18 protein-coding genes are annotated in these 17447 nt (G+C 64.2%); 12 read left to right on the forward strand and 6 right to left on the reverse strand.

Annotation, left to right across the window (positions count from 1 at the left end; genetic code table 11):
• Positions 1–7: 7 nt before the first annotated feature.
• Together glyS and ACQY80_RS17960 are read right to left on the reverse strand one after the other, a co-directional pair.
• Positions 8–2266 (reverse strand): glycine--tRNA ligase subunit beta, encoded by a 2259-nt coding sequence (gene glyS, locus ACQY80_RS17955; protein WP_428682321.1) that lies wholly within the window; start codon positions 2264–2266, stop codon positions 8–10.
• On the reverse strand, positions 2263–3144 hold the full coding sequence (locus tag ACQY80_RS17960) for a glycine--tRNA ligase subunit alpha (protein ID WP_428685933.1): 882 nt from the start codon (positions 3142–3144) through the stop codon (positions 2263–2265). Before ACQY80_RS17960 ends, glyS begins: the two co-directional genes overlap by 4 nt.
• A gap of 361 nt (positions 3145–3505) precedes the next feature.
• Between ACQY80_RS17960 and ACQY80_RS17965 the strand changes: the two genes are divergently transcribed.
• From ACQY80_RS17965 to ACQY80_RS18000, 8 genes are all read left to right on the forward strand, one after another.
• Positions 3506–3718: a helix-turn-helix transcriptional regulator gene (locus tag ACQY80_RS17965; protein ID WP_428685935.1), complete on the forward strand. Its 213-nt coding sequence runs from the start codon at positions 3506–3508 to the stop codon at positions 3716–3718.
• Positions 3711–4142, forward strand: a complete 432-nt coding sequence (locus ACQY80_RS17970) for a hypothetical protein (RefSeq protein ID WP_428682323.1) — start codon at positions 3711–3713, stop codon at positions 4140–4142. The genes ACQY80_RS17965 and ACQY80_RS17970 overlap by 8 nt, the downstream gene beginning before the upstream one ends.
• Before the next feature lie 62 nt (positions 4143–4204).
• Positions 4205–5137 (forward strand): TraB/GumN family protein, encoded by a 933-nt coding sequence (locus ACQY80_RS17975; RefSeq protein ID WP_428682325.1) that lies wholly within the window; start codon positions 4205–4207, stop codon positions 5135–5137.
• A complete protein-coding gene (locus ACQY80_RS17980; RefSeq protein WP_428682327.1) occupies positions 5137–6030 on the forward strand; it encodes a TraB/GumN family protein in 894 nt (297 codons plus the stop codon). Before ACQY80_RS17975 ends, ACQY80_RS17980 begins: the two co-directional genes overlap by 1 nt.
• Positions 6031–6139: 109 nt before the next feature.
• Positions 6140–6766, forward strand: coding sequence for a 50S ribosomal protein L25/general stress protein Ctc (locus ACQY80_RS17985; protein ID WP_428682329.1), 627 nt, complete (start codon positions 6140–6142; stop codon positions 6764–6766).
• A gap of 63 nt (positions 6767–6829) precedes the next feature.
• On the forward strand, positions 6830–7399 hold the full coding sequence (pth, locus tag ACQY80_RS17990; protein WP_428682331.1) for an aminoacyl-tRNA hydrolase: 570 nt from the start codon (positions 6830–6832) through the stop codon (positions 7397–7399).
• A 5-nt stretch (positions 7400–7404) separates the two neighbouring features.
• Positions 7405–7926 (forward strand): topology modulation protein, encoded by a 522-nt coding sequence (locus tag ACQY80_RS17995; RefSeq protein WP_428682333.1) that lies wholly within the window; start codon positions 7405–7407, stop codon positions 7924–7926.
• A 141-nt stretch (positions 7927–8067) separates the two neighbouring features.
• On the forward strand, positions 8068–9939 hold the full coding sequence (locus tag ACQY80_RS18000) for a PhoX family protein (RefSeq protein ID WP_428682335.1): 1872 nt from the start codon (positions 8068–8070) through the stop codon (positions 9937–9939).
• A gap of 64 nt (positions 9940–10003) precedes the next feature.
• Here the strand turns inward: ACQY80_RS18000 and ACQY80_RS18005 are convergent, their stop codons facing one another.
• Both ACQY80_RS18005 and ACQY80_RS18010 read right to left on the reverse strand, forming a co-directional pair.
• Positions 10004–11155: a serine hydrolase domain-containing protein gene (locus ACQY80_RS18005; protein ID WP_428682337.1), complete on the reverse strand. Its 1152-nt coding sequence runs from the start codon at positions 11153–11155 to the stop codon at positions 10004–10006.
• A 62-nt stretch (positions 11156–11217) separates the two neighbouring features.
• Positions 11218–11868 (reverse strand): CAP domain-containing protein, encoded by a 651-nt coding sequence (locus ACQY80_RS18010; RefSeq protein WP_428682339.1) that lies wholly within the window; start codon positions 11866–11868, stop codon positions 11218–11220.
• A gap of 126 nt (positions 11869–11994) precedes the next feature.
• Between ACQY80_RS18010 and ychF the strand changes: the two genes are divergently transcribed.
• Positions 11995–13092 carry a redox-regulated ATPase YchF gene (ychF, locus tag ACQY80_RS18015; RefSeq protein ID WP_428682341.1) on the forward strand — a complete coding sequence of 366 codons (1098 nt, stop codon included), beginning with the start codon at positions 11995–11997 and terminating at the stop codon, positions 13090–13092.
• A gap of 55 nt (positions 13093–13147) precedes the next feature.
• On the forward strand, positions 13148–13351 hold the full coding sequence (locus ACQY80_RS18020; RefSeq protein ID WP_428682343.1) for a GIY-YIG nuclease family protein: 204 nt from the start codon (positions 13148–13150) through the stop codon (positions 13349–13351).
• Positions 13352–13397: 46 nt separating this feature from the next.
• On the opposite strand, the gene ACQY80_RS18025 is transcribed toward ACQY80_RS18020, so the two are convergent.
• Positions 13398–13799 (reverse strand): MerR family transcriptional regulator, encoded by a 402-nt coding sequence (locus ACQY80_RS18025; protein ID WP_428682345.1) that lies wholly within the window; start codon positions 13797–13799, stop codon positions 13398–13400.
• A 32-nt stretch (positions 13800–13831) separates the two neighbouring features.
• Here ACQY80_RS18025 and ACQY80_RS18030 point away from each other — a divergent pair, with 32 nt between their 5' ends.
• Positions 13832–14578, forward strand: coding sequence for a MauE/DoxX family redox-associated membrane protein (locus ACQY80_RS18030; protein WP_428682347.1), 747 nt, complete (start codon positions 13832–13834; stop codon positions 14576–14578).
• Positions 14579–14715: 137 nt separating this feature from the next.
• Here ACQY80_RS18030 and ACQY80_RS18035 read toward each other — a convergent pair whose 3' ends face one another.
• Positions 14716–15669: a DUF2167 domain-containing protein gene (locus ACQY80_RS18035; protein ID WP_428682349.1), complete on the reverse strand. Its 954-nt coding sequence runs from the start codon at positions 15667–15669 to the stop codon at positions 14716–14718.
• Between the two features lie 196 nt (positions 15670–15865).
• Between ACQY80_RS18035 and ACQY80_RS18040 the strand changes: the two genes are divergently transcribed.
• Positions 15866–17434 (forward strand): alkaline phosphatase D family protein, encoded by a 1569-nt coding sequence (locus tag ACQY80_RS18040; protein WP_428682351.1) that lies wholly within the window; start codon positions 15866–15868, stop codon positions 17432–17434.
• Positions 17435–17447 lie beyond the last annotated feature (13 nt).

Genomic DNA, 17447 nt, shown 5'->3' on the forward strand with positions numbered 1-17447 from the left:
AGCCTCCCTAGCCCTCGATCTTCGAGAAATCGGCGACGCCGTGCACCGCACCGGTAAAGCGCGCCAGCAGGCCGAGGCGATAGGCGCGGACCGCTTCGTCGGGGTCGTTGACCATCACGCCCTCGAAAAAGGCGTCGATCGGCGCCCGCAGTGAAGCAAGCGCGGCCATCGCGTCGGTGAAGCGCTCGTCGGTGACTGCGGCGGAGGCCGCGGGCTCGGCGGCGTCGAGTGCGGCGAGCAGCGCGGCATCGGCATCGGTCGGCGGTGTCGCGGCGGCGGTACCGCTCACCTCGCCCGCCTGCTTCAGGATATTCGCCGCGCGCTTGTAGCCAGCGAGCAGGTTGCTGCCGTCCTCGGTCGCCATAAACGCCTGCAGAGCCTTCACGCGAGCGAGGAGCCGAACAAGATCATCCTCGCCACCGAGCGCGAACACCGCGTCGATCAGGTCGTGACGGACGCCGGCTTCGCGTTGCTGGACCTTGAGGCGGTCGGCGAGGAAGTCGAGAATTTCATCCCGCTCGAAAGTTCGATCAAGAGCCGAAAACAAGCCGCTTGCAACACCCAAACGCTTCTGGATTTCGCTATCGTCGTCGTCGACTAGCTTTACTTCAACCTTCTTTACCTGCACCCATTCCGCGCTCTTAATACCCTCCACTGCTGCAGCGGCTTCAGCAACCTTCTGGCGAGCAAAACTTTGGTTCAACACGTAGTTGCCGTGTGTTCCGAAGATAATTTGGCAGAAGCTAAGAAGATGATCTTCCCAAGCGTCCAGCGCCTTACCGATCGGCAATCGTGATCCATTAGTTTGCAGGAGTGCCAGGGCCCCGAGAGCGGCTCGGCGTAATGCAAAAGGATCCTTTGACCCTGTCGGCTTTTGCTGAATCAGGAAGAAGCTGAAGATCGTATCCAGCTTATCCGCAAGCGCCACCGCCACCGTCACCGGCGCCGTCGGGACGTCATCGCCTTGCCCGACCGGTTTGTAATGGTCGCGGATCGCGTCGGCGACTGCATCGGGCAGGCCTTCGGCGCGGGCGTAATAGCCACCCATCAGGCCCTGCAGTTCGGGGAATTCGCCCACCATTTCGGTGACGAGATCGGCCTTCGCCAGTTCGGCTGCCTGCCGCGCGAGCGCGGGGTCGCAGTTCGGGACGATGCCTTCGCTCGCCAGCCATTCGGCGAGCTTCGCGACGCGCTCGACCTTGTCGGCGACGGTGCCGAGCTTCTCGTGGAAGGTGATGTTCGCGAGCTTTTCCGCGTGCTGCGCGAGCGTTTTTTTCTGGTCCTGTTCCCAGAAGAAGCGCGCGTCGGACAGGCGCGCCGCGAGCACCTTGCGGTTGCCCGCGACGATCTCCGCGCCGCCGTCGTGTGCGTCGATGTTCGCGGTGCAGACGAAGCCGTTGGCGAGCTTGCCGTCTGCGCCATTCACGACGAAATATTTCTGGTTCACGCGCGCGGTGAGCTGGATGACCTCGGGCGGCACTTCCAGAAACGCTTCGTCGAAGCGGCCGAGCAAGGGCACCGGCCATTCGGTGAGGCCGGCATTCTCGATCACCAGCCCCTCGTCCTCGACCAGCGTCAGCCCGGCGTCGGCGGCGGCCTTCGCCGCGCCGTCGCGGACGATCGCCTGCCGTTCTTCATGATCGACGATGACGTGGCACGCGCGCAGCTTCTCGGCATAGTCCGATGCCGAACCGATCGTGATCTCGCTCGGGCAGTGGAAACGATGCCCGCGCGTCGCGAAGCCGCTCGCAATCCCGCTCACTTCGCACGGCACCAGATCTTCGCCGAAAATCGCGACGATGCCCGACAGCGGGCGCACCCAGCGCAGGCTCTCGCTGCTCGCGCTTTCCTTGCCCCAGCGCATCGACTTCGGCCACGAAAAGCCGCGGACGATCGCGGGGATCGCCTCAGCCAGCACCTCGGCGGTCGCGCGGCCGGGCTTGTCGATCACGGCGAAATATACGCCGTCGCGGTCTTCAAGCTGGTCCTGCGTCAGGCCCGTCTTGCGAAGGAAGCCTTCGAGCGCCTGCGGCGGCGCGCTCCTGCGCGGGCCTTTGAGTTCTTCGCTGACCGCGGCGGTCGCTTCGGGCAAGTCGCGCGCGATCAGCGCAAGGCGGCGCGGCGTCGACCAGATGGTGAGCTCACCCGTTTCGAGGCCCGCTGCGCTGAGCTGGGCACGAAACAGCTTTTCCAGTTCGGCGCGCGCACCGGCCTGCATGCGGGCGGGAATCTCTTCCGAGCGCAGTTCGAGAAGAAAGTCGGTCACAGCGTCCACCCCGGATATTTTTCGGTCCAGCGTTCCGACTGGCTGTCGATCCATGCCTTGCAGCTGCCCTTCGCGAGGTCGCGGACGCGCGCCATATAATTGGCGCGTTCCTGCACACTGATCACGCCGCGTGCCTGAAGCAGGTTGAACAAATGGCTCGCCTCGATCGCCTGATCATAGGCGGCGAGCGGGACGTTCGCCGCGATCGCGCGCTTGCACTCTTCCTCGGCCGCCTTGAAGCCTGCGAATAGCGTGTCGGTGTCGGCGACCTCGAAATTCCATTTCGAGAATTGCCGCTCGTTTTCCAGATACACGTCGCCATAGCTGAGCGCCGCGACATCGCCGACCGCATCGGAAAAGCGCAGGTCGTACACATTGTCGACATTCTGGATATACATTGCGAGGCGTTCGAGCCCGTAGGTGAGTTCGCCCGCGACGGGCTTGCAGTCAAAGCCGCCCATCTGCTGAAAATAAGTGAACTGGGTGACTTCCATGCCGTCGCACCAGACTTCCCAGCCCAGTCCCCAGGCGCCGAGCGTCGGCGATTCCCAGTCGTCTTCGACGAAGCGGATGTCGTGGAGCAGCGGATCGATGCCGATCGCCGCGAGGCTGCCCAGATATTGTTCCTGCAGGTCGGCCGGCGACGGCTTCAGGATCACCTGATACTGGTAATAATGCTGGAGGCGGTTCGGGTTCTCGCCATAGCGTCCGTCGGTCGGACGACGGCTCGGCTGGACATAGGCGACGTTCCACGGCTCGGGACCGAGGCTGCGCAGCGTGGTCGCGGGGTGGAAAGTGCCCGCTCCGACGCGCATGTCATAGGGCTGCAGGATCGCGCAGCCGCGTGCGCTCCAATAGGCATGCAGCGTCAGGATCATGTCCTGAAAGCTGAAGACTTTCTTTTCCGCCGCGTCGGCCACCTTTTTCCCGTCTTTCGCAGGTGCAACAAGTGTCGCCGCCCTTGGCCCAGCACGGCCACAGGGTCAAGGGACAGGCGCATCGAGCTTGCGCACCCTGTCAAGCGTGCAAAACTTTTTGTCAGGTGTTGTTGACATAGTCAGCGAATCACGACATATAGTCAACAACACCTGACATTCGGTCAGGGTCGCATGACGACAGGAGATGCTCGCATGAAGAAAAGCAGCACGGCGCCGCTCGGCGCTCTGGGAGGGAATGAGGATGCCACCACAATATGGCTATGCCTGCTCGCCGTCTTCATCACCCTCTGGGTCTGACGCCATGGAGAACCGGCTCAAGGTATTACGGGCGATGCGGAACTGGAGCCAGGCCGAATTGGCCGACCGGCTGGACGTATCGCGGCAAGCGGTGAACGCGATCGAAACGGGCAAATATGATCCGTCTCTGCCCCTCGCCTTCAAGCTCGCCCGGCTGTTCGCCATGCCGATTGAGGAGATTTTCGACGATGGTTCCGAAGGAAACGACAATGACTGACGGCAAGACCGCGAAGCGCGCCCTGTCGCCGCGCCAGAAGCGCTATCGCTTTTCGCTGGGCTTTGCCGCCGTGATCGGCGCGATCGCCGGTGTATGGCTCTCGGCCGACCAGCCGGCGGACCGCGGCGCATTCGAGATGGCATTCACCGGCTCGCTCAGCACCGGCTTCGCGATCGGCGCCTCGCTCATCTGGGTCGTCGGTCTGCTGATCTCGCTCGCCGTCTATCACCGCGCGATCGACGATCATGAGGAGCGCGCCTGGCTGTGGGCGGGTCTCGCCGGCTGGTACGCCTTTGTGTTTCCCGCGCCGGTCTGGTGGGTGCTCCACCGCGCCAGCCTGACGCCGCCCGTCGATGCGATGCAGCTCTTCGTCTTCTCGATGCTGGTCAACGCCGTCGTGTGGCTCTGGCTCAAATTTCGCTGACTTTCCCTCTCCCCTTACCAACCCAACCCGGCCATAAGGCCATGACTGAAAGGTATTTTTCGATGAAAACCTGGTTCAAGACGTTCGTTGCCAGCTGCGCGGTCGTCCCCTTCGCCGCCTGCGCCCTGGCGCCCGGCAATGCGGCGTTCGCCAAGGAGCCCGCCACCGCATCCGCGACAACGAGCGTCGCCGCCAAGCCCGGCCTGTGGACGGTGAAGGACGCCGATACGACGATCTATCTGTTCGGCACGGTGCATGTGCTGAAGCCCGGCCTCAGCTGGTTCGACGGCGCCGTGAAGCAGGCGTTCGACAAGTCGGACGAAATGGTCCTCGAAATGGTGCTGCCCGAAGATCAGGCGGAAGCCGCGAAGGTCACGATGCCGCTGGCGATGGACAAGAGCGGCAAGACGCTCTCCTCGAAGCTCGATCCCGAAGCGCTGAAGGCCTATCAGGCCGCGCTCGGCGGGCTCGGCGTGCCGGTGAACGCTTTCGACGCCTTCAAGCCGTGGTTCGCGGCAGTCACGCTGTCGATCCTGCCGCTGACCAAGCTTGGCTATGACCCGACGCAGGGCGCCGAAATGCAGCTGACGGCCGCGGCGAAGGCAGCGACCAAGCCGATTTCGGGCTTCGAAACGCTCGAGGAACAGCTCGGCTTCTTCGACTCGGTGCCCGAGGCTGGCCAGATCGCGTTCCTGAACGTGACCGTGAAGGACATCGACAAGCTTGCGCCGCAGCTCGACAAGATGGTCGCGCTGTGGGCCAAGGGCGACACGGTCAACCTCGCGGCGACGATGAACGAGGGCATGGCGGCGACGCCGGAGCTGGCGAAGATCCTGCTCTGGGACCGCAACGAGCGCTGGGCCGATCAGATCAAGACGCGCATGGACAAGCCGGGCACGGTGTTCATCGCGGTCGGCGCGGGCCATCTTGCCGGCACCAAGAGCGTGCAGGATTATCTGAAGGCGCGCGGCCTGAAGGCGCGGCGCGTCCAGTAATGCTCGCAAGAAGCATCCTCTATCGACGTTGGGGTCGCCGCTTCGCGGCGGCCCTTTCGCCGTTGTTGCTCGCCGCCTGCCAGTCGCAGCCAGCGACCGAGGCGCGGCCGGCGATGTGGCTCGTCGAGGATGCCGACACACATATCTATATGCTGGGTACGATGCATGCGCTGCCCGCGGGCACCGATTGGCGCGGCGGCAAGGTTGCCGCGGCGATCGACGCGGCCGACGAATTGATGCTCGAGCTTTCGCCGCGCGAACTGGCCGCGGCGGGCGCAGTGTTTCAGGAACTGGCGCCGCGCAGCGCCCCGCTGGCGATGAGCGCACGGCTGCCCGGCAAGGCGCTCGCTGGCTATCGCGCGATCGAGGGCGATGCCGATCTTGGCGGCGACGAGCTCGATGACTGGGCGGTGCTGGTGATGATGGGGCAGCGCGTCGCGCAGCAGGTAGAGCTCTCACCCGCCGACGGGGTCGAGGCCGGGCTGACCGCCGCGTTCCGCAAGGCCGGCAAGCCGATCGGCGGTCTGGAAAGCGCGCGGACGCAGTTGATGCTGTTCGAAACGCTCGACCCCGCTACACAGCGCGCGCTGCTCGTCCGCGCCGCCGAAAATTCTGCCAGTGCCGAACGCGACGTGCTCTCGATGACCGACGCCTGGTCGCGCGGCGACGCCAATGCGCTGGCGCGGGTGGTGAACGAGGATGTCGATGAGGTTCCGGCCGCACGCAAGGCGATCATCACCGACCGCAACCGCCGCTGGAGCGATTGGGTCAAAGCTCGCCTGGACAAGCCGGGCACCGTGTTGATGGCGGTCGGCGCCGGACATCTGGTCGGGCAGGACAGCCTGCCCGCGATGCTCGCGGCCGAGGGTTATAAGGTCACGCGAGTACAATAGACGCCGCCGTGCTTGCATTTCCGCCGCTTCCCCGCTATGCGCCCGCGCTTCCGTCATGGTCATCCCTGGAGGCGTGGCGGAACTGTGTAACCGTACTCGGAGAAATATTATGAGCGATCAGCTGACGCTGACGGCCGAGACGCGCGAACGCGGAGGCAAGGGAGCCTCGCGTGACCTGCGTCGTAATGGCCGCGTCCCCGCCGTTGTCTATGGCGGCAAGGAAGAACCCCTGATGATCCACGTCGAAGAAAAGCTGCTGATGAAGCAGCTGATGACGGGTCACTTCATGAACTCGGTCGTGATGATCGACGTCGGCGGCAAGCAGATCCGCACGCTGCCCAAGGACGTCGCGTTCCACCCGGTCAAGGATCGTCCGATCCACGCCGACTTTCTGCGCATCTCGAAGGACGCCAAGGTCCATGTCGAAGTGCCGGTCGTGTTCGCGAACGAAGAAGCCTCGCCGGGCCTGAAGCGCGGCGGCGTTCTGAACATCGTCCGCCACGATCTGGAACTGGTCTGCGACGCGGACAAGATCCCCGAAGAAATCTCGATCGACGTCACCGGTTTTGACGTTGGCGATTCGATCCACATCAGCAGTGTCACCCTGCCCAAGGGTGTCGAAAGCGCGATCACCGACCGCGATTTCACGATCGCGACCATCGTTGCTCCGTCGGCGCTCAAGTCGAGCGACGGCGACACGACGAAGGACGACGGCGAAGCCGCCGCCGAAGCCTGAATTTGATCGGGCCGCCTTCCACCGGGAGGCGGCCCTTTCCTTGACCCCGGGAAAGACACCGCCATGCAGCTCTGGGTCGGTCTCGGCAATCCCGGGCCGCAATATGCGATGAATCGTCACAACGTCGGTTTCATGGCCGTCGACGTCATCGCCGACATGCATGGCTTTCCCGCTCCCGCAAAGAAGTTCCAGGGCTGGCTGCAGGACGGCCGGATCGGCCGGACACGCATACTTCTGCTGAAGCCCGGCACCTTCATGAACGAAAGCGGCCGCAGCGTGCGCGCCGCGCTCGATTTCTACAAGCTGACCCCCCAAGACGTCACCGCCTTCTACGACGAACTCGACCTCGCGCCGATGAAGGTGAAGGTGAAACAGGGCGGCGGTGCGGCGGGGCATAATGGCATCCGCAGCATGATCAGCCATATCGGCGACGATTTCCGTCGCGTCCGCATCGGCATCGGCCACCCGGGTCACAAGGACCGCGTGACGGGCCATGTTCTCGGTAACTATCACAAGAGCGAAGTAGAGCCGCTGACCGACCTGCTCGGCGCGATCGCCGCCGAAGCGGCATGGCTGGCCGATGGCGACGATGTGCGCTTCCAGAACGATCTCGCGCTGCGCCTGAACGGCTGACCGCCATGGACCGCGTGCTGGTCATCGGTCCGTGCGGCGCGGGCAAGTCGACGCTGTCGACCGAACTGGGAGAGCGGCTCGCCCTGCCGGTCCACCATATCGACCAGCTCAACTGGCGGCCCGGCTGGGTCGAGGGCGGCAAGGAAGAGCTGCAGGCCAAGCTCGACGAAATCATCGCGGGCGACCGCTGGCTGATCGACGGCAATTACGGGGGTACGATGACTGCGCGCCTCGCTCGCGCGGATACGGTCGTCTACCTCGACTATCCGGTCCGTCTCTGCCTGTGGCGGCTGCTCCGCCGCATCCGGACCTATCGCGGACGCACCCGACCCGACATGACCGAAGGCTGCCCCGAGCGGTTCGATCTCGCCTTCTTTTTCTATGTCATGAACTGGAACCGCGGCCCGCGGCGACGCACCGAAGCGAAACTCGACGGCCATGAGAGCAAGGTCATCCGGTTAAAGGACCCCGCCGCGCTTCGCATATGGCTGAGCGCGCTTCCCGCCAAGCCGCTGGTTCACGACTGAAACCGCGCCCTCTGTCAAAAACCTGCAACATAAGTCGCTTCTTCGCGACTTCGTGACGCCACGCCCCTGACACCCGGTTCTGCAATCGGGAGCGACCCAAACCGGAACGCCGGGTTCCGGAACGCAACAAAGGGGCACTGCATGTCACATCTTACCGACGAAGCGCGCGCGCCATATCGCCGCGTGACCGACGACCTTCACGGACCCGACAGTCTGGAGGCGATCGTCGCCGAAAACCCGTCGCGCCGCTCGCTGCTCCGTGGCGGCCTGTTCGGCCTCTCGGTGCTTCCTGTCGCCGCGCTCGCCGCGTGCAGCGACGACGACGGCGCGCCGCCGGTGACCGTCACGCCGACGCCCACCCCGACACCGACCCCGACGCCCACCCCGCCGGTCAGCTATTCGGTGAACTTCGCCTCGGTCGCCGCCAATCAGGATGACAAGGTCACCGTTCCCGCCGGTTACACCGTCGATGTGCTGCTAAAGGCGGGCGATTCGGTTGAGACCGGCTCGCCCTATTCGGGGAGCTTCCCTACCCCGGCCGTCGCCGAAAAATGGGCCGGCGGCAATCACGACGGGATGGAATATTTCACCATCCCCGGCGTCGATCCCAATGTCGGCGGCCTGCTCGCGATCAACTTCGAGCTTCCCGACTTCAACATCCTGATGTCGGGCACCTATAATGCCGCGACCGCGACGGCGGACCAGAAAGCGCTCGCCCTGTCGGCGGTGGGCATCGCGGTCGTCGAGATCGCGAAAGGCAGCGACGGCAAATGGGCCGTCAAGGCCGGATCGACCTATAACAAGCGCTATACCGGCAACACCAGCTATCGCGCGGGCGGTCCCGCCGCGGGCCTGCTGTCGGGTTCGATCAAGGGCATGCTCAACAATTGTTCGAGCGGCCGGACGCCGTGGGACACCTATCTGACCTGCGAAGAGACCACAGACAATTATCTCGACCCGACGCAGCCGGCGACCAACTATGGCTGGGTGGTCGAGGTCGATCCGCTGCGCGAACTCGCGCCCGCGACCAAGCGCACCGCGATGGGCCGCTTCAGCCATGAGAATGTCGCCTATATGGCGAACGCCGACCGCCGCGTCGCCTTTTACATGGGTGACGATTCGACCCCGGGCTGTATCTACAAGTTCGTGCCCGATCGCGCCTATGGCACCAACCGCGCTGCGAACAGCGATCTGCTCGATTACGGCACGCTCTATGTCGCGCGCTTCAACGCCGATGGCACCGGCGAGTGGCGCGCGCTCGTCGTCGGCCAGAATGGCCTGACCGCCGGCGCGCTCGACCCCGGCAACGTCAGCCAGAGCACGACGCCGCCCACCCCGGCAACGGTCAATTTCAACAATCAGGCCGACGTTCTGATCAATACGGCATCGGCCGCGCGCGTCGCGGGCGGCACAGTGATGGACCGCCCCGAGTGGCTGACCGTCGCGCCCGACAACAAGGCCGTGTTCGTGACGCTGACCAACAACAGCGGCCGCCGCGTCACCGACGCGATGAACCCGCGCGTCAGCAACCTGCACGGCCATATCCTGAAGTTCCGCGAGGAGGCTGATTCGCCGCTCGCGACTAAGTTCAGCTGGGAAATCTTCCTGCTCGGCGGCGACCCGACACTGGCAGCAGGCGGCAGCAACCTGGTCGGCAACATCAACGGCGACACCTTCTCCAGCCCCGATGGCCTGCGCATCGACCCGCAGGGCCGCCTCTGGGTCCAGACCGACCACAGCGTCCCCGGCAACTCGGGCGTGAGCGGCAAGACCATCGATCAGGCCTTTGGCCATAATGCGATGTTCTATGTCGACCAGACGACGAAGCAGTCCAAGCGCTTCCTCGTCGGGCCGGTGGGCTGCGAGATCACGGGGATCGCCTATACCCCCGATCTCACGACCTTCTTCGTGAACATCCAGCATCCGACGGGCAACTGGCCGGTCGCGGGCGAACAGCCGCGGTCGTCGACGATCGTCGTACGCCGGACCGACGCCAAGCCGGTCGGCGCCTGATAGCGAAAAACAAAGGGGATCCCGGCGCCGGAAAGATCTGGCGCCGGGATAAACCTCGCCGGCGTCAGACGAATTTCATGTCGCCGAAAATCCAGCGCCACGGCGCTCCGGTCTCGCCCAGAATATTGCGCACGATCATCGGGAACGCGGCTTCCGACCGGACGTCGTTCGACATGATCAGCACACAGCGCTGACCCTTTTCGAGGCACACCAGCGTGTTGCCCGTCGAATCATTGTGCCCGCCGCGAAAATAGCCGGTCCCTTGCGGCCCGGTGAAGCGGATGAGGCCGACGGTGGCGGTAATATCCGGGCGCTCTGCAGCAGGCGCGTCGCCCTGCAAGGTCGGAAATTGCGAACGCGACCGGATCGCGAGGCCGGGGCGCGTCAGCTCGGCACGAGCGGCCTTCGACAACCCCTCCCCCGAAATCAATGCCGCCGCGAAATTGGCAAGATCGGTGATCGTCGTGTCCATCGACCCCGCCAGACGCACGCGCTCGCGCTCGTCATACGGCACCGCCTTGCCGTCGAGTTCCCAGCCGTCGGCGAGGTTTGCAGCAAAGTCCGCGCGCCACATCACCCCGCTGTTCGGCATATGCACGGGATCGAAGACGAGCCGCTGAATCTCCTTGCCCATATCAAGGCCCAGCCCCTGCTCGAGCCCGAACTGGAGCAGCATGATGCCCTCTCCCGAATAGCCATAGCGGCTGCCCGGATCGAAATGGAAGCGCAGCTTCCCGTCGGGTTCGAGGAAGGAGAAATTGGCGAAGCCGGTGCTGTGATTGAGCACCATCCGCGGGGTGATCGTCCGCCAGCGCTCGTCGCCCGCCAGATCGCCCCAATTGCCATAGGCCTCGAGATTGCCATAATCGGGCAGCGGCTTTTTGAGCATCGATGCGATAGGCTTGTCGAGGTCGACCTTGCCCTCATCGGCCAGGCGCAGCACCGAATAGGCGAAGACCAGCTTGGTCAGCGACGCGCCATACATGATCGTCTGCGGGGTCAGCGGGTCGCCCTTGGCGTTGCGCTTACCGAACGTCTGGACCGACACGACCTTGCCCTTGTCGATCACCGCAATCGCGAGGCCGCGCGAGCCCGTCGCCTTCATGGCCTGCTTTGCGGTCGCGGCGATCGCCACCTTGTCGGGAAGAGATCTGGCATGAGCGGGAACGGCGCTCAGGATAAATGGCAGAAGCAGAGCAAGTTTCGCGGCACGCATCGCTATCTCCCTGTTTTCACAGAGACCGACTGTTATGCCATAATAATACAGTTCGCAAGCGGCTATGGCCGCTTCGGCGGCGGTGGCGGGGAGCCATCGGCGGTCGGCGACATGATGATGACACACATCGTCCGGTGCACCGGATGGCTGCCGCAGGCGACGCCCGCATAATTCCGGTCAGTGGCGAGCAGGCTGTGCCTGTGCCCGCGCCCCGGCACGCCATCATCGATCAGCAACTGGTGAATCACACCCTCGGGCGTGTGGTGCCCATAGGTGATCACCTCGTTGACATAGCGGCCGCCGCCGCGTGCCAGCATCCGTTCGCCGGGGCCACGGCCGCGTGTATAGTGACCGACCGCACCCGACCGCGATTGCTCGGCGACATGATCGGCGGCGGCCTTTGCAAGGATCTCGCTATAGGCGAGGCGCGGCAGCGGCTTCTGGCCCTTCAGATCGCGAATGGCCTCGTTGACCGCCGCGACTCCCTCGTTGGTCATGATGTCGATCTCGCCCCCCTCTTCGGCGATCAGCAGCTTGCCCTCGAAACGCGGGCGATAGCTGCGCAGCACGTCGGCATAGGCATCGGGATCATCGCGAAAGCGGTTGAGTTCGGCGAACACCGCCGCCTCGAACCGGTTCGGAGCGGCCTGGGCCGCCGCAACGATCAGACCGCTGGCTATCGCCGCAGTCGTCCAGAAAGCCGTATATCTCATCATGCTTTCGATAGGAGCGGATGGCTTAACATCGGGCAACGGGTGCCAAAGACTGGCGTCCGGCGCAACTTGGCGCTAGGGGCGCGGGCAAACACCGGCCGGATGCCGGAGCTCCATGGAGAATTTATGGGTTTCAAATGCGGGATCGTCGGCCTGCCCAACGTCGGCAAGTCCACCCTGTTCAACGCGCTGACCGAAACGGCAGCGGCGCAAGCAGCGAACTATCCGTTCTGCACGATCGAGCCGAACATCGGCAACGTCGCGGTGCCCGATGCTCGCCTCGAAAAGCTCGCGGCCATCGCCAGCAGCAAGAAGATCATCGCGACCCAGCTCGCCTTCGTCGACATCGCCGGTCTTGTGCGCGGCGCGTCGAAGGGCGAAGGCCTTGGCAACCAGTTCCTCGGCAACATCCGCGAAGTCGACGCGATCGTCCATGTCCTGCGCTGCTTTGAGGATGACGACATCCAGCACGTCGAGAACAAGGTCGATCCGGTCGCCGACGCCGACACGGTCGAGACCGAACTGCTGCTCGCCGACCTCGAAAGCCTCGAAAAGCGCGTCCCCGCCTTTGCCAAAAAGGCCGCGCAGGGCGACAAGGAATCGAAGATCGCGGCCTCGGTTCTCGGCCAGGCGCTCGACCTGCTCCGCGAAGGCAAGCCCGCGCGTCTCGTCGAGCCGAAGGATGACGAGGAAGCCCGCGTGCTGCGCACCGCGCAACTGCTGACCTCGAAGCCCGTCCTTTACGTCTGCAACGTCGACGAAGGCAGCGCCGCGAACGGCAATGCCTTCTCCGAAAAGGTCTTCGCCAAGGCCGCTGCCGAAGGCGCGCAGGCGGTTGTCGTCTCGGCCGCGATCGAAAGCGAGCTGGTCACGATGGACATGGCGGACCGGCTGGAGTTCCTCGAAGAGATGGGCCTGCATGAAACGGGCCTCGCACGCGTCATTCGCGCCGGATACGAGCTGCTCCACCTGATCACCTTCTTCACCGTCGGCCCGCAGGAAGCCCGCGCGTGGACCGTGCATCAGGGCGCGAGCGCACCCGAAGCCGCGGGCGAAATCCACAGCGATTTCCAGAAGGGTTTCATCCGCGCCGAAACGATCGCCTATGACGATTATGTCGCGTTCGGCGGCGAAGCAAAGGCCCGCGAAGCCGGCAAACTGCGCGCCGAAGGCAAGGCCTATGTCGTGCACGACGGCGACGTGATGCACTTCCTGCACAGCTGAGACGTCCTTGAACTTCGTCATTGCGAGGAGCGCAGCGACGAAGCAATCTCCAGCGATGCAGCCAGACGCCCAGCCTGCAGTTTGCATCAGGACCAACAGGAAAGACGTAGTGCTGTATACCGGCGTAACGTCGAATCTGATCGGTCGTGTGTGGCAGCACCGGGAAAAGCGAAGCGGCTTTTCCGCGCGCTATCGGTGCGACAAATTTGTCTGGTTCGAAATGTATAGCGACCTGTTTCCGGAATTAATCGGCGGATAGGCCGAGAGCTGGAGATTGCTTCGTCGCTACGCTCCTCGCAATGACGCTAAGGCTCAAACGCCGCTAAAATCGGACAGGGCCCCTTCTCGCTCGCCGCGCACTGATCGGCGAGGCGTGCGAGGGCGGCGCGGGTTTCGGTCATTTGTGCGATCTTTTCGTCGAGCACGTCGATCCTTTGCCGCGCGAGCGCGCGAACGCGCATGCGGTCGTCGCTTGCTTCCAGCGCCAGCAGTTCGGAAATCTCTTCGAGCGTGAAACCTGACGCCTGCGCCGAGCGAATGAACTTCAGGCGCCGCACATCGTCGGCATCATAGCGCCGGATGCCGCCGCCCCAGCCGTCGCCGCCGCTGCGCGCCGGCGTCTCCAGCAGGCCGCGCCGTTGATAATAGCGGATCGTTTCGACCCCGACGCCGCCGGCAGCGGCCAGTTTTCCGATGGTAAGCTGCATCGCTTGACTCCGTACCATGGTACGGACGCTATATGGGGCGCATGACGAAACAGGCAACCCTCCACCGCATGGTCATGCCGGGGCACACATGCCCCTTTGGCCTCAAGGCAATGCACCTCCTCGAAAGCCGCGGCTTCACGGTCGATGACCGCTGGCTGACGTCGCGCGAGGAAACCGATGCCTTCAAGGCCAAGCATGGCGTCAAGACGACGCCGCAGACCTTCATCGATGGCGTGCGTATCGGCGGTTATGATGATCTGCGCCGCCATTTCGGGCTGAAAGTCGCCGACCCCAACGCGACCAGCTACACCCCGGTGATCGCGCTGTTCGCGATGACCGCGCTGATGGCGCTCGCGACCAGTCATTCGGTGTTCGGCACCCCCTTCACGGTCCGCGCCGCCGAATGGTTCATCTCGTTCAGCATGATCGTCCTCGCGCTGCTCAAGCTGCAGGACGTCGACAAGTTCGCGACGATGTTCCTCAATTACGATCTGCTTGCCAAACACTGGATACCCTATGGCACCATCTATCCCTTTGCCGAGGGGCTGACGGGCGTGCTGATGACCGCGCACCTCTTGCCATGGCTGTCGATCCCGCTGGCGTTGTTCATCGCAGGCATAGGCGCGGTGTCGGTGTTCAAGGCGGTCTATATCGACAAGCGCGACATCAAATGTGCCTGCGTCGGAGGGAGCAGCAAGGTGCCGCTGGGCTTTGTCTCGCTCACCGAAAATCTGATGATGATCGGCATGGCGCTGTGGATGCTGCGAGGGATGATGTGACCGCGATGCTGGATCGAGGACGTTGATGTTCGCAGGCGGTCGACGGCAATCCGTCGCACCCGGCCTTCGTCGCCGGGAGCGCCGCCTCCGGTCCTGATCCACTGCTGCTTCCGCTTTCTCCGGGGCGGGGATTCGCGTCAGCCCGCCTTGTCCTCGTCGGACGGAGCCTCCCATTCCGACGCCTCGAGCGCGGGCTTGCGGCCGAACAGGCGCGCGAAGAAATTGCGGAACGCTGCAAAGGCCGCGACGAGGCCGATCAGGATGAACTTGCCGAACTTCGCGAGCACCGCGAGCAAGCCGACCTTCTTCGCGACCGCCGCCGCGCCGCCCGCGGCGACCAGTCCGGCGAGACCATATTCGGCCTTGCGGTCGGTCGCGGCATTATAGTCGACATAGCGCGCGCCGCTCTTGAAGCTGCCGACGCTGGCAAAGGTCTTCGCTGCCTCGCGCACCTCGTCGAGCTGGCTCATGCTGGCGAGGATGTTCATGCTCAGCACGCCCTCGCGGCCCAGCAGGCGGATGTCGTAATTCAGCGTGTCTTCGGGCGTATCGTCGAACTTGATGTCGCGCGCCCAGACGAGCGAATGCTTGCCGCCGTCATAGGTCGGCGACTGGGCCCAGCGCTGGAGGATACCCGCCGGATAGCCCTGCGCGCGCGTATCGGCGGCCTGCGCCTCGTCGCTCTTGCGCATGTCGGCAAGCATCGCATTATAATCGATCGTCTTGGCATCGTCGTCGGAGACATAGCCGGTGTCCTCATAGGTGATCACCGCCGACCATGTATCGTCGGCGAAGCTTTTGCCCTTCGGGAACACCATGCCGAGCACGCCGTTCGCCGCCGCGGGCGGGTTACGCCAGATGTCGACAAGGATGGTACGCGATTGCTCGGGCCCGACGAAATAATAGCGGTCGCCAAGATTGAGCTCGGCCTTCGCCGCCGCGATCGGGATCGTGCCCGTCTGGCGGTTCAGGTCTTTCAGCAGCTTTTCGGTCGCTGCGCGCTGCCGGGCCTGCACATCGTCCTGCGCCGCGGTTGTGGCGGCAGATGGCGGCGCGGCGTGAAGCGTCGCGGCCGGTACATATGCGATCATCAGGGCACCGGCCAAAGCCAGCGCGCTGCTCTTCCTTGACAATTTCACCATCGATTCCCCCCGTTGGTGGGCAAATAGTTCCAGACTTGCCCGGGCGTGACAAGCCGCAAAAGGTCCGAAGCGACGCATGGGCATGGGCGCGCGGCTGGGCTATGCCCTCCGCGCTGAGTCGCAACTTCGCCCTTCGGAGCCCCCCATGCTGAATCGCCGCCACTTCCTCGCCACCGCGACGCTCGCGGGCCTGTCTGCCCCCGCCATTCTGCGCGCCGAAGCCGGATTCTTCCGCGACTTCCCGTTCAGCCTCGGCGTCGCCGCGGGCGATCCGGCGGCCGACGGCTTCGTCATCTGGACGCGCCTCGCGCCCGACCCGATGATCCCGCACGGCGGCATGCCGCTGGTCAATGTGCCGGTCGAATGGGAGGTCGCCGAAGACAGCGGCTTCCGGACGGTCGCGGCGAAGGGCACCGAACTCGCACGCCCCGAACTCGGCCACAGCGTCCATGTCGAAGTCGCGGGCCTCAAGCCCGATCGTCCCTATTATTACCGCTTCACCGCCGGCGGCGAACGCAGCCTGCGGGGCCGCGCGCGCACCCTGCCCCTGCCCGGCACGCGCGCCGATCTGGTGAAATTCGGCGTCTGCGGTTGCCAACATTATGAATCGGGCTTCTACGGCGCCTATCGCCACCTCGCGCGCGAGGATCTGGCTTTCGTCTATCATTATGGCGACTTCATCTACGAATATCAGCAGGATTATCTGTTCCCCGACGGCCTGCCCGTTCGCCCGGTCCGCAAATATGCGCTGCGCGGACTGCAGGATCTCGGCGATTTCCGTACCGCCTATACGCAGACCCTGCTCGACATCGACATGCAGGCGGCGCGTTCGGTCCACGCCTTCATCTCGACCTTCGACGATCACGAGATCCGCAACGACTGGGTCTCGACCTATGACGACTGGAAGATGGACCTCGACGGCAACGACCCCGACGCGCCGCCGCCCGAGGTCTTCATGCTGCGCCGTCAGGCCGCGTTCCAGGCGTGGTACGAGCATATGCCGGTCCGCAAGGCACTGTTGCCGCGCGGCGGCTTCATCGCTGCCAACCGCGAGCTGCGGTACGGCGACCTGATGTCAATGCAGATCCTCGACACGCGGCAATATCGCGACAACCAGCCGTGCGGCGACGGTTTCAAGCCGACCTGTCCCGAGGTGTTCGCCAAGGATGCGCAGGTGCTGGGCAAGGCGCAGGAAGACTGGCTTGCGAAGAATCTGGCTAAGGGCGGCGCCGAATGGAACGCGATCGCGCAGCAGGTGACGATGATGTCGCTCGACCGCCGCCGCAAGGAGGACGAGCCGAAGAAGATCGTTAACCTCGACAGCTGGGCGGGCTATGAAGCGCCGCGCGAGCGGATTTTGTCGCGCTTCGCGGGGCTCAAAAATGCGGTCGTCCTGACCGGCGACGAGCATCAGAATTTCTGTGGCGATCTGGTTCAGAAGGACAAGGTCGTCGGCGCCGAATTCGTCGGCACCTCGATCTCCAGCGGCGGTGATGGCAGCGATCTGCGCAAGGGCACCGACGTGTTCCTGAAGCTCAATCCCGAGCTCAAATTCGCGAACGACCAGCGCGGCTATCTGGTGTGCGAGGTCGGGCGCGAAGCCTGGCAGACGCACTTCATGGTCGTCGACAAGGTGACGGTGCCGCTAGGCACGCTGTCGAAGCGCGCGACGGGCGTCGTCGAAAACGGCGTCGCCGGGATCAAGATGGCCTGACCCCGGCTCGGCC

This window comes from Sphingopyxis sp. (assembly GCF_965279755.1).
Lineage (GTDB): Bacteria > Pseudomonadota > Alphaproteobacteria > Sphingomonadales > Sphingomonadaceae > Sphingopyxis.